Genomic DNA, 11,003 nt, shown 5'->3' on the forward strand with positions numbered 1-11,003 from the left:
CCCGCTGAGGAGTTGTGATGAGCGAGGCGCTGTCTATCAACCATGACCAGGCAGGTCATCAATTCGAGACCACCGTGGATGGTGATCGTGCTTACCTTGCCTATATGGATCTGGGTAAGCAGACGCTCGATATCTACCGCACGTTTGTGCCCAACTCGTTGCGCGGCCGTGGCATTGCCGCCGCATTAACCGAGCGCGCGTTGGAGTATGCCGAACGTATGGGCTACACCGTGATTCCATCGTGCTCGTACGTTGAGCGCTATATGGAACGGCGCAATCGGCACTGATTTCTGCAGTTATAAAAACGCCGGGCTAAGCCCGGCGTTTTTATGTGCGCGGTTTGAATCAGCCGCGTTGACGCTGGGGCAATACGTTTTTGAGTTTGCTGTGCATGCCTAGCAAGGTCTTCTCGGTGGTGTCCCAGTCGATGCAGGCATCGGTGATCGACACGCCGTATTTCAACGCATTGAGGTCTTTAGGGATCGACTGATTACCCCAGCCCAAATGACTTTCCACCATCAGGCCAACAATCGACTGGTTACCTTCCAGAATCTGGTTGGCAACGTTTTCCATCACCAGCGGTTGCAGCGCCGGATCTTTATTGGAGTTGGCGTGGCTGCAGTCGACCATGATGTTCGGGCGAATGCCGGCTTTGGTCAGTTCCTGCTCACACACGGCCACGCTCACCGAATCGTAGTTCGGCTTGCCGTTACCGCCGCGCAGCACCACGTGACCGTAGGCGTTGCCTTTGGTGGTGACGATGGACACGCCACCTTCCTGGTTGATGCCGAGGAAACGGTGAGGGCTGGATACCGATTGCAGGGCGTTGATAGCAACGGTCAGGCCGCCGTCGGTGCCGTTCTTGAAGCCCACTGCCGACGACAGACCCGAAGCCATTTCGCGGTGGGTTTGCGATTCGGTGGTGCGCGCGCCAATGGCCGACCAACTGATCAGGTCTTGCAGGTATTGCGGGGAAATGGGGTCGAGCGCTTCGGTGGCGGTGGGCAAGCCCATTTCAGCCAGGTCGAGCAGCAGCTGGCGACCAATGTGCAGACCGTCCTGAATCTTGAAGGAGTCGTCCAGGTACGGATCGTTGATCAAGCCTTTCCAGCCGACGGTGGTGCGCGGCTTTTCGAAATACACGCGCATCACCAGATAAAGCGTGTCCGACACCTCGGCGGCCAGCACTTTCAAGCGCTCGGCGTATTCGTGGGCCGCTTTGATGTCGTGAATCGAGCAAGGGCCTACCACCACGAACAGGCGGTGGTCCTTGCCGTCGAGAATATTGCGGATCACCTGACGGCCTTGCACCACGGTGTGCAGGGCGGCTTCAGTCAGCGGAATGTCACGCTTGAGCTGGTCGGGGGTGATGAGGGTGTCGTTGGAGGCGACGTTAAGGTCATCGATCGGTAAATCAGCCATCGTGCTACTCGTTGGTCAGGTCGTCAGTCAGGTCACGGAGTTGGCCGTCAGCCTTTGGCGACAGAGCGCGGAGCGTAACGGGGGTGGGAACCTTAGCGCGTACGGCCCGCCTCGACAATGGGGCGGTCGTGCTTATAAGCGCCAATAGACAGGCCGAGCGGGGCGGTATCGGGGCGACTATTAATGCAGGCCGCTAAAGGTTGAGAACGTTGCCGCGTGTTCGGCGATCCATTCCTTGGCGATGGCTTCCACCGGCAGCGGCTGACCGAGCTCCTGTTCGCGCAGATGGCGGTAGTGTTCGATCTGGCACACCTGCTCGACCATGCGCGCGCGAAACAGCGTTTCTTCGTCCACAAAGGCGATGCCGACCAGGTAATCGGTGGGCTGCTTCTTACACCAGGCCACCGCACCGCTGTAGCGGGCCTGATCGCCCAGCAACGGAATGCGCAGCTCCACCGCCGTGCCACGGCGAAAACCTTTGGGGGAATTGCAGGCCACACCGCCGAGGCTGATATTGTTCAACCGCTGACGAGGCAGGAAGGCGTGCTTGCGCTGAATCAGCTCAACTGGCATATCACTGGGATGACGCAAAAACTGACGCATTACCAAAAAACTCCACACGTTCGGATGATGGCTCATGGACATCACTGCTAGCAGTATAGCCACGCAATCCGAGCTGACCGATTTCGACGCGGATCGTCTGTTGCTCGATTGGCCGGGCGTTTCACTGCTGATATTTACCAGCATAGGTTGTGCCAGTTGCCGCTTTGCCCGCCGCGAGCTGCCGGGCATGGCGCTTCCGTTGGCGCGCCTGTGCTGGGTCGATGCCGCCAACAATGGCGGTTTGGTCGAGCGTTATGAGGTTTTTCACCTTCCCGCGCTGTTTGTGGTGCGCGATGGTCAATTTTTCGGCGCGGTGCAATCGCGCTTGCAGCCTGTAGAGCTAAAGGCCGCTATTAATGCGGCCTTAGCCCGTTTACCTGAGGAGCTTCCCTGATGGCGTTTTCCCCTGACTCCGGCACCGGCCCACGTATCGGCATCATCGGCACCGGCGCAATTGGCGGCTTTTATGGGCTGATGCTGGCGCGGGCCGGCTTCGACGTGCATTTCCTGCTGCGCAGCGAATACGCCGCAGTGGCCGAACGCGGCCTGCAATTGAACAGCGCCGTGCATGGTGCACTGCAGCTTGAAAACGTTCAGGCATATTGCAATGTCGCTGAGATGCCAGCGTGCGACTGGCTGCTGGTCGGCGCCAAGAGCACCAGTAACGCCGAGCTGGCCCCGCTGATTGCCCAGGCCGCTGCGCCCGGCGCAAAGGTGGTGCTGCTGCAAAACGGTCTGGGGGTGGAAGAGGGCCTGCAACCGTTGTTGCCCGACTCGCTGCACTTGCTGGGCGGCCTTTGCTATATCTGCGTTCACCGCTCGGGGCCCGGAGTGATCGAGCACCAGGCGCTTGGCGGCGTAAACCTGGGTTACCACAGCGGCCCGGCAACGTCCGCTGAGGCTCAACTGGCCATCGCCGAGGAGGGCGCCGCGCTGTTCAAACACGCCGGGCTCGATTCCACCGCCATGCCCAACCTGGCCCAGGCGCGCTGGCAGAAATTGGTGTGGAACGTGCCCTACAACGGTCTTTCGGTGGTGCTGAACGCCGGCACCACGGCGTTGATGGGCCACAGCGACACCCGCGCGTTGATTCTGGCGATCATGAAAGAAGTGATCGAAGGCGCCGCCGCCTGCGGTTACGCCATTCCCGAGGTGTTCGCCGAGAAACTGCTGGCCTCCACCGACCGCATGCCTGACTACTTGCCAAGCATGTACCACGACTTTGTTGATAAACGTCCGCTGGAGTTGCAGTACATCTACGCCGAGCCGCTGGCCGCCGCCGAACGCGCCGGGGTCGAGCTGCCGCGCATTCGCGCTCTGGCGCAGCAATTGGCATTTATCGACGCGCGCAATTACTGATCAACCGACCCGGACTGAGGCATTTATGAGCAAAGGGCTGGCGGACAAACTGGTATTGGCAATTTCCTCGCGGGCGCTGTTCGACCTGCGCGAAAGCCACCGCATTTACGAAAGCGAAGGCGTGGAGGCTTATCGCCAATACCAGATCGAGCACGAGGACGAAGTGCTTGAGCCGGGCGATGCGTTTCCGCTGGTGCAGAAGCTGTTGGCGCTGAACACCACCCTCGGCCAGCAGCGCGTCGAGGTAATCCTCGTCTCGCGCAATAGCGCCGACACCGGCCTGCGCGCGTTCAACTCCATCAGCCACTACGGCCTGGACATCACCCGCGCCGCCTTTGTTGGCGGCCGCAGCCCGGACCCATACCTGGCCGCCTTTGGCTGCCACCTGTTCCTTTCCACTCACGCCGAAGACGTGCGCAGCGCCCTGCGTTCGGGTTTTGGCGCGGCGACCATCCTCTCCGGTGGCGCGCGGCGGGCGGCCAGCACGGAACTGCGCATCGCCTTCGACGGTGACGCGGTGCTGTTTTCTGATGAGTCCGAGCGCGTTTATCAGGCCGGTGGGCTGGTGGCGTTCCAAACCCACGAGCGCGAGTCGGCGCGTGAATTGTTAGGCGGCGGGCCGTTCAAGCCATTCCTCGCTGCGCTGCACAGCTTGCAGCAGGAATTCCCGCCGGAAAATTGCCCGATCCGCACGGCGCTGGTAACGGCTCGGTCCGCGCCGGCGCACGAACGGGTGATTCGCACCCTGCGTGAATGGAACATTCGCCTGGACGAGTCGTACTTTCTCGGTGGCCTGGAGAAAACCGCCATTCTGGAAACCTTCGGCGCCGACGTGTTTTTTGACGACCAACCGGGCCACTGCGAGAAAAGCCGCGAAGTGGTTGCCACCGGCCACGTGCCGCACGGCATTAGTAACGAGCCACAGCACTAGTCTCCCGGCCGTTTTGCTGCCCGTTCGTCTTGCACTACTAACAGCGGCTGGATTTATAGCCAGCACTGCTAAGCTCAACCCAGGCCGTTAAGAATGCAGTTAGGAGGCCGCATGATTCGATCGATTCTTTACGCCACCGATTTAGGCCTTTACGCCCCGTATGTGTTGCAACACGCCCTGGCCATGACGCGCGCCTTCAAAGCGGATTTATATGTCGTGCACGCCGTGGAGCCGTTGGGGTTGTTCGCCGAATCGGTATTGAAAACCTACCTGGATGAAGCCGTGCTCACCGAGATTCGCACCAACGGCCTCAGTGGCGTACTGGCCAGCATTGAACAGCGAGTGTTTGAAGGCTTCAGAGATGAAATGGGCGACGCCCAGCAAGACATGCAAATGGTTCGGGCGGTGCGGGTGGTGCAGGGCGACCCACCGCAAGTGATTCTGGCCGAGGCGCAGCGCTTCAATGTGGATTTACTGGTGATCGGCAGCCACAGCAGCCATACGGGGGCGCAGGACATTCCCTTGGGCAGAACCGCAACGCGCCTGGTGCAGCTCGCGGAAGTGCCGGTGTACCTGGTGCCGATGCTGCAGCACCGCACGCGGGCCGATTTCTAAGAAGCGTTTTGCTGCACTGCGCACACGCATGGGGCTGCGTATGCTAATAAAATAGTCTAGATTTAGCCTTCTAACCTCTACTATGGTTATATAACGCCTTTGGCGTCTGCTGCATCGCCTTTTCGCTTTGAGGGATATCTATGAAGCTCCAGCAACTGCGCTACATCTGGGAAGTCGCGCACCACGATCTCAACGTGTCCGCCACGGCGCAGAGCCTGTATACCTCGCAGCCGGGTATCAGCAAGCAGATCCGCCTGCTGGAGGATGAATTGGGTGTCGAGGTTTTCGCCCGCAGCGGCAAGCACCTGACCCGCGTGACGCCGGCAGGCGAGCGCATCATCACCACCGCTGGCGAAATTCTGCGCAAGGTCGAAAGCATCAAGCAGATCGCCCAGGAATTCTCCAACGAGAAAAAAGGCACGCTCTCCATCGCCACCACCCACACCCAGGCGCGTTACGCCTTGCCGGCGGTGATCAGTAACTTCATTAAGCAATACCCCGACGTGGCCCTGCACATGCACCAGGGCACGCCGATGCAGATTGCCGAAATGGCCGCCGACGGCACCGTCGACTTCGCCATCGCCACCGAAGGTCTGGAGCTGTTCAACGACCTGATCATGATGCCGTGCTACACCTGGAACCGCTGCGTGGTGGTGCCCCAAGGCCACGCGCTGACCAAGCTGCCCAAGCTCACGCTGGAAGCCTTGGCCGAATACCCCATCGTGACCTATGTGTTCGGTTTCACCGGCCGTTCCAAACTCGACGAAGCCTTCAGTCATCGCGGCCTGACGCCGAAAGTAGTGTTTACCGCTGCCGACGCCGACGTGATCAAAACCTACGTGCGCCTGGGTCTGGGCGTGGGCATCGTGGCCAAGATGGCGGTCGACGCCAAGCTTGATCCGGATTTGGTGGTGCTGGATGCCAGCGAATTGTTCGAGCCAAGCGTGACCAAGATTGGCTTCCGTCGCGGCACGTTCTTGCGCGGCTTCATGTGCGACTTCATCGAAAAGTTCGCCCCGCACCTGACCCGCGACGTCATGGCCAAAGCGGTGCAATGCCACAACAAAGTGGAGCTTGAAGAGTTGTTCCACGGCGTTGAGTTGCCGGTGCACTAAGCCCGGTACACAGATGAGAAAGGCGCCTTGATCGGCGCCTTTTTTATGGGCGAAGGTTCGTGATGCGCCCGTAAGTGGCCGGCGCAAAGCGCGTGCTCAAGCCAATCAGCACCACGGCGCCGAGCGCCATGATCATCCAGGCTTGCGTGAGGTCGGCAAAGCGGTCGCGCAGCACGCCGGCCAGCAGCGGCATGAAGCTGGCGATGATGTAACCGCCGCCTTGAACGAAGCTGGCCAATTCGCCGGCGCGGCTTGGGCTATCGGCGTGGTCCAGCGCCACGATCAATGACAGGGGAAACAACGCGCCGATGCCGCAGCCGAGCAACAGGCACGCCGGCAGCGCCAAGGGCAGGGGCGCGATGATCAGGCAGAGCAGGCCGGCCAGCAGCATCAGCAGCACGCTGTACAACGGCACACGACGATCCGGGAAACGGCCGACCAACGCCGACACCGCCAGGCCGGCGACCACTTCGGTTAGCGTCAACGCGCCGAGCAGAAAACCCGCGGCGGACGGTTGCCAACCGAGGCCGGTATAAAAGGGCGGCAGCCACGCGAGCACCAAGGTGTACGCGCCCGTGCCGATGCCGAAAAACACCATCAACTGCCAGGCTCGGCCGTTGCGCCAGAACGCAGGCGGCGCGGAGACGGTCAAGGCTTCGTGCGTGTGATTCACCCTCTGCTGGCGGGACGCGACATACCACAGCGGCACCGCCAGCACGGCCGGCACTGCCCATACCGCCAGCGCCATTGGCCAACCGCCGACCGCCGCCAAACCCGCTACAGCCGCGGCGGCAACTGCCGCACCGGCCATGATGCCGGTGGTGTACAGCGCCATGACATTGCCCGCCCTCGCGCCAAAGCAGCGCTTGATAAACGCCGGTAACAAGGTTTGCACCAGCGCGATGCCGGCGCCCGCCATCACGGCGGTGGCGAGCAACCCATAGCGGCCCGAGGCCGCCAGTCGCAGGCCGCACGCCAGCGCAATCAGCGCGATACCTAAACCAATGCCGTTGCGTTCACCCAGCCAGCGCCGCAGCCGCCCTCCGGCCAGGGCGCACACGCCCATCACGAACACAGGCACGGTGGTCAACAGGCTGGCTTGGGTGGAACTCATGCCGGTGGCCGATTCGATGCTGTCTAGCAATGGACCGATGGCGGCTAAAGCCGGCCGCAGATTCAACGCGAGCCCGATAACGGCCAGCACAATACATAGGTGGGTACGCGGGGTTACGCTCATGCCTTCTATCTCGTCGTAAAGTATCTCGACATCAAGATTAAAGTTCGAGCGTGCCATTGCGCAAGGCATTAGTATTAGCTTTATATCGAGATGGTTTTATCAAGCGAGGTCCGAATGAACGATCGAGCGCAACAGGCAGAAGCAGAATGGCGGCGCGAACGTCCGGATATCGACGCAGCCGTAATGGTCACCGTTGGGCGATTACTGGAAGCGGCGCAGTTGATGGAGCGGCAGATACTGTCGCCATTGGCGGCGCAGTTCGGGCTGCAAAAAGGCGAGTTCGACGTCATCGCCACGTTGCGCCGAGCGGGCGCGCCGTACCAATTGATGCCGACTGAACTCTACGAAGGATTGATGCTGTCATCCGGCGCCATGACCAGCCGTCTCGACCGCCTGGAACGCAGCGGCCTGATCGAACGCCTGCCATCGCCCAGCGACCGGCGCAGCACCCTGGTGCAGTTGACCCCGTCGGGCCTGGCCCTGATCGATAAAGTGCTGCCCTTGCATGTCGGCAACGAACAGCGCGCGCTTGAAGTGCTGGCGCCAGCGGAGCAGACGCAGCTAAGCGAATTGCTGGGCAAGCTAATCAGCGGGTTGCGCGGCTAAAGCCCCCACAGACACCTCGGTCCCTGTAGGAGCGGCTGGGCGGCATTCCGATTAGCCGCGAGCTTTTTAAATTTTCAGCCGCCTCGCAAATCGAGGTCGAGCGCCACAAAAGCAAAAAGCTCGAGACTAAAGTCTCTCCCACAGACACCTCCGTGCTTGTGGGAGCGGCTTCAGCCGCGAGCTTTTGTTCCTGCTTTTAATGGTTAATGTGCAAGCCACACTCGCGATTATCCTCACCTTTCGTGGGATCAAAATAATCAAAGTTATTCGGCAAATTATGCTGGGTCAGGTACTGATAAAGATCCTTCGACGACCAGTGCAGCAGCGGGGCAACTTTGATCAAGCCATCCGGGTTGATGCTGATCGGCTCCATCTGTGCGCGCACGGCGGTGTCGGTGGCGCGCAGGGCGGTGAACCACACTTGCGGGGCGGTTTCACGCAGGGCGCGGGTGAAGGGTTCCAGTTTCACTTCTTCGGTAAAGGCTTCGTGACGCGGATCGTCCAGTGCTGGCACCGGGCCTTCCAGCGCTTCGCGGTGGGCGCGGCTGCGTTTGGGCAGGTAGGTGATCAGGTTCAGGTTCAGCGCGCGGGTCACTTCATCGGCGAATTTGTAGGTGGCTTCGGTGTTGTAACCGTTGTCCATCCAGATGATCGGAATGTCCGGTTTCACCTGGCTGACCATGTGCAGAATCACCGCTTCGAAGGGGCGGAAGTTGGTGGTGCAAATGGCCGTCTTGCCCAGGCCAAGCGCCCACTCCACCAGCTTTTCCGGCTGGTTGGCGAATTCGGCGTTCAACTTGTCCAGATCAAGATCCATGAGGGGCTCCAGGTTCATTTCGGCGGGGAGGGCGATGGTAGCAAAAAGCGCTGCGAGCCTGCAGCGCGCCGTGGTGATAGGCACTATCAGCGTGGTTGAACATCGCCAGGCGCCGCGTTGCGTGGCCGCAGGCAAGCGGCTAGAGTGCCGCCTTCTTTTCTGAATCCTGTTTAGGAGTGCCCTGTGGAAATCGCCTGTCTCGACCTGGAAGGTGTGTTGGTCCCAGAAATCTGGATCGCCTTCGCGGAAAAAACCGGTATCGACGCGCTAAAAGCCACCACCCGGGACATTCCCGATTACGACGTGCTGATGAAGCAGCGCCTGCGCATTCTTGATGAGCACGGCCTGAAGCTCGCCGACATCCAGGAAGTGATCGCCACCCTCAAGCCGCTGGAAGGCGCCGTGGAGTTCGTCGACTGGTTGCGCGAGCGTTTCCAGGTGGTGATTCTCTCGGACACCTTCTACGAATTCTCCCAGCCGCTGATGCGCCAACTGGGCTTCCCGACCCTGCTGTGCCACAAGCTGATCACCGACGAAACCGACCGCGTGGTGAGCTACCAACTGCGCCAGAAAGACCCCAAGCGTCAGTCGGTGCTGGCATTTAAAAGCCTGTACTACCGCGTAATCGCCGCTGGCGACTCGTACAACGACACCACCATGCTCAGCGAAGCCAACGCCGGCATCCTGTTCCATGCCCCGGAAAACGTGATCCGCGAATTCCCGCAGTTCCCGGCGGTGCACACGTATGAAGACTTGAAGAAAGAATTCTTGAAAGCGTCGAACCGCGAGCTGAGTTTGTAAGACCCAGCACCTGTTGGAGAGGCCGATTAACCTCGATGCTGCTAACTGAAAAGCTTCGAGGCTGAAGCCTCTCCCACAGGGTTGTTTGTTGGCTACAACCCTTCCAACGTCTGCAACAACACCCGCACCTTGGTGATCGATTCGTTGTATTCCGACCGCCACTGCGAGTCGGCGACGATGCCGCCGCCGCCCCAGCAATTCACCGTCCCGTCTTTGATCAGCAGGCTGCGGATCGCAATCGAGCTGTCCATTTCTCCGCGCACGTCCACAAACAATAACGACCCGCAGTAGATCGCCCGCTGGGTCGGCTCCAGCTCGTCGATGATTTGCATGGCGCGAATTTTCGGTGCGCCGGTGATGGAGCCGCCGGGGAAACTGGTGGCAAGTACGTCCAACGCGTCGTTGCCTGGCGCCAGGGTGCCGGTTACGCAGCTCACCAGGTGATGCACGTTGGGGTAGCTCTCTAGTGCGAACAACTGCGGCACCCGCACCGAGCCGGTGGCGCAGCTGCGGCCGAGGTCGTTGCGCAGCAGGTCGACGATCATCAAATTCTCGGCGCGGTCTTTGGGGCTGGCGAGCAGATCGTCGGCGAAGGCTTGGTCTTCGGCGGGCGTCTGGCCCCGGGGCCGGGTGCCTTTGATGGGGCGGGTTTCGACCTGGCCGTTGTGTACTTGCACGAATCGCTCGGGCGAAAAACTCACAATCGCCTCGTTATCGCCCAGTGCCACGTAACCGGAAAACGGCGTAGGGCACGCCTGGCGCAGTGCTTGGTAGGCACTCCACGGGTCGCCCTGGCACGGCGCGCGAAAGCGTTGGGCGAAGTTCACTTGGTAGCAATCGCCGGCGTGGATATACGCCTGAATGCGCTCGAACGCCTGGTGGTAATCGGCTTCGCTGAGGTCGGCGCTGAAGTCATCGCTCAGGCTGAACGGTGCGCTGTTGGCCGGCGCGTCACCGCCAAACAAGGCGATCAAACGCTGGCGCTCAGCCTCGGCCAGCGCCGGGTGAAACAGCAACTGGCTGCTGCCGATGTGGTGGTCGCTAATCAGCGCCCAGCCGTACAAACCCAACTGCGCGTCGGGCAGGTGCAGGTCATCGCGTGCATTCGCCGGCAATGCCTCCAAGCGGCGGCCGAAGTCGTAACTCAAATAGCCCATCAAGCCGCCCGCGAAGGGCAGTTCATAACCGGCTGGAACCTCGGAGGGGCCCAGTCGAGCTAGGGCCGCGCGCAGGCGCTGGATAAAGTCGTTGGCCGATTCGTCAGCGGCCGGTGCCAGCGCTGCCAATGGCCAGGCGCTCATAAGGTCATAGCGTGCACGCTGGGAAGTCGGCCGACCGCCGTCGAACAGCAGCGCACCAGGCGCCTGGCGGATGTAGGAAAAGTACTCGGCTGGGTCCGCCCGATAGGGCAGCGGATGCAACGAACAGGTAGGCATGGGCACAGTCAGTCGGGCGCGGGCGCCGATTGTAGAGGGCCGCCAGCATTGATCCTAGAGC

At 60.9% G+C, this 11,003-nt stretch carries 13 protein-coding genes; 8 read left to right on the forward strand and 5 right to left on the reverse strand.

Annotated elements, in window-relative coordinates; all coding sequences use genetic code 11:
- Window positions 1-17: 17 nt before the first annotated feature.
- Window positions 18-287 (forward strand): GNAT family N-acetyltransferase, encoded by a 270-nt coding sequence (locus tag ACZZ0Q_RS08925; protein WP_122450458.1) that lies wholly within the window; start codon window positions 18-20, stop codon window positions 285-287.
- A gap of 58 nt (window positions 288-345) precedes the next feature.
- Here ACZZ0Q_RS08925 and ACZZ0Q_RS08930 read toward each other — a convergent pair whose 3' ends face one another.
- Window positions 346-1,422: a 3-deoxy-7-phosphoheptulonate synthase gene (locus tag ACZZ0Q_RS08930; RefSeq protein ID WP_463539279.1), complete on the reverse strand. Its 1,077-nt coding sequence runs from the start codon at window positions 1,420-1,422 to the stop codon at window positions 346-348.
- 180 nt (window positions 1,423-1,602) lie between these two features.
- Window positions 1,603-2,025, reverse strand: a complete 423-nt coding sequence (locus ACZZ0Q_RS08935; RefSeq protein ID WP_463542207.1) for a PilZ domain-containing protein — start codon at window positions 2,023-2,025, stop codon at window positions 1,603-1,605.
- A gap of 34 nt (window positions 2,026-2,059) precedes the next feature.
- Between ACZZ0Q_RS08935 and ACZZ0Q_RS08940 the strand changes: the two genes are divergently transcribed.
- The 5 genes from ACZZ0Q_RS08940 (at window position 2,060) to cysB (ending at window position 6,045) form a co-directional block, all read left to right on the forward strand.
- Window positions 2,060-2,419, forward strand: coding sequence for a YbbN family protein (locus tag ACZZ0Q_RS08940; protein ID WP_463539278.1), 360 nt, complete (start codon window positions 2,060-2,062; stop codon window positions 2,417-2,419).
- A complete protein-coding gene (locus tag ACZZ0Q_RS08945; RefSeq protein WP_463560481.1) occupies window positions 2,419-3,384 on the forward strand; it encodes a putative 2-dehydropantoate 2-reductase in 966 nt (321 codons plus the stop codon). The genes ACZZ0Q_RS08940 and ACZZ0Q_RS08945 overlap by 1 nt, the downstream gene beginning before the upstream one ends.
- 25 nt (window positions 3,385-3,409) lie before the next feature.
- Window positions 3,410-4,315, forward strand: a complete 906-nt coding sequence (locus tag ACZZ0Q_RS08950) for a 5'-nucleotidase (RefSeq protein ID WP_122495183.1) — start codon at window positions 3,410-3,412, stop codon at window positions 4,313-4,315.
- Between the two features lie 111 nt (window positions 4,316-4,426).
- Window positions 4,427-4,930, forward strand: coding sequence for a universal stress protein (locus ACZZ0Q_RS08955; protein ID WP_122495185.1), 504 nt, complete (start codon window positions 4,427-4,429; stop codon window positions 4,928-4,930).
- A gap of 140 nt (window positions 4,931-5,070) precedes the next feature.
- Window positions 5,071-6,045 (forward strand): HTH-type transcriptional regulator CysB, encoded by a 975-nt coding sequence (gene cysB, locus ACZZ0Q_RS08960; protein WP_122495187.1) that lies wholly within the window; start codon window positions 5,071-5,073, stop codon window positions 6,043-6,045.
- A 43-nt stretch (window positions 6,046-6,088) separates the two neighbouring features.
- Here the strand turns inward: cysB and ACZZ0Q_RS08965 are convergent, their stop codons facing one another.
- On the reverse strand, window positions 6,089-7,282 hold the full coding sequence (locus ACZZ0Q_RS08965; RefSeq protein ID WP_463539277.1) for an MFS transporter: 1,194 nt from the start codon (window positions 7,280-7,282) through the stop codon (window positions 6,089-6,091).
- 114 nt (window positions 7,283-7,396) lie between these two features.
- Between ACZZ0Q_RS08965 and ACZZ0Q_RS08970 the strand changes: the two genes are divergently transcribed.
- Window positions 7,397-7,888 carry a MarR family winged helix-turn-helix transcriptional regulator gene (locus ACZZ0Q_RS08970; protein ID WP_463539276.1) on the forward strand — a complete coding sequence of 164 codons (492 nt, stop codon included), beginning with the start codon at window positions 7,397-7,399 and terminating at the stop codon, window positions 7,886-7,888.
- Window positions 7,889-8,084: 196 nt separating this feature from the next.
- Here the strand turns inward: ACZZ0Q_RS08970 and ACZZ0Q_RS08975 are convergent, their stop codons facing one another.
- Window positions 8,085-8,705, reverse strand: coding sequence for a phosphoadenosine phosphosulfate reductase domain-containing protein (locus ACZZ0Q_RS08975; protein ID WP_122495193.1), 621 nt, complete (start codon window positions 8,703-8,705; stop codon window positions 8,085-8,087).
- Window positions 8,706-8,888: 183 nt separating this feature from the next.
- Here ACZZ0Q_RS08975 and thrH point away from each other — a divergent pair, with 183 nt between their 5' ends.
- Window positions 8,889-9,506: a bifunctional phosphoserine phosphatase/homoserine phosphotransferase ThrH gene (gene thrH, locus ACZZ0Q_RS08980; protein WP_463539275.1), complete on the forward strand. Its 618-nt coding sequence runs from the start codon at window positions 8,889-8,891 to the stop codon at window positions 9,504-9,506.
- A gap of 92 nt (window positions 9,507-9,598) precedes the next feature.
- Here thrH and pabB read toward each other — a convergent pair whose 3' ends face one another.
- A complete protein-coding gene (gene pabB, locus ACZZ0Q_RS08985) occupies window positions 9,599-10,942 on the reverse strand; it encodes an aminodeoxychorismate synthase component I (RefSeq protein WP_463539274.1) in 1,344 nt (447 codons plus the stop codon).
- Window positions 10,943-11,003 lie beyond the last annotated feature (61 nt).

This window comes from Pseudomonas sp. AC070, assembly GCF_979258635.1.

Bases quoted from the DNA above. Each gene is read 5' to 3' on its own strand.
- ACZZ0Q_RS08930 (WP_463539279.1), bottom strand. From the start codon at position 1,422: ATGGCTGATTTACCGATCGATGACCTTAACGTCGCCTCCAACGACACC.
- ACZZ0Q_RS08935 (WP_463542207.1), bottom strand. From the start codon at position 2,025: ATGCGTCAGTTTTTGCGTCATCCCAGTGATATGCCAGTTGAGCTGATT.
- cysB (WP_122495187.1), top strand. From the start codon at position 5,071: ATGAAGCTCCAGCAACTGCGCTACATCTGGGAAGTCGCGCACCACGAT.
- ACZZ0Q_RS08955 (WP_122495185.1), top strand. From the start codon at position 4,427: ATGATTCGATCGATTCTTTACGCCACCGATTTAGGCCTTTACGCCCCG.
- ACZZ0Q_RS08975 (WP_122495193.1), bottom strand. From the start codon at position 8,705: ATGGATCTTGATCTGGACAAGTTGAACGCCGAATTCGCCAACCAGCCG.
- ACZZ0Q_RS08940 (WP_463539278.1), top strand. From the start codon at position 2,060: ATGGACATCACTGCTAGCAGTATAGCCACGCAATCCGAGCTGACCGAT.
- ACZZ0Q_RS08950 (WP_122495183.1), top strand. From the start codon at position 3,410: ATGAGCAAAGGGCTGGCGGACAAACTGGTATTGGCAATTTCCTCGCGG.
- ACZZ0Q_RS08925 (WP_122450458.1), top strand. From the start codon at position 18: ATGAGCGAGGCGCTGTCTATCAACCATGACCAGGCAGGTCATCAATTC.
- ACZZ0Q_RS08965 (WP_463539277.1), bottom strand. From the start codon at position 7,282: ATGAGCGTAACCCCGCGTACCCACCTATGTATTGTGCTGGCCGTTATC.
- ACZZ0Q_RS08970 (WP_463539276.1), top strand. From the start codon at position 7,397: ATGAACGATCGAGCGCAACAGGCAGAAGCAGAATGGCGGCGCGAACGT.
- ACZZ0Q_RS08945 (WP_463560481.1), top strand. From the start codon at position 2,419: ATGGCGTTTTCCCCTGACTCCGGCACCGGCCCACGTATCGGCATCATC.
- pabB (WP_463539274.1), bottom strand. From the start codon at position 10,942: ATGCCTACCTGTTCGTTGCATCCGCTGCCCTATCGGGCGGACCCAGCC.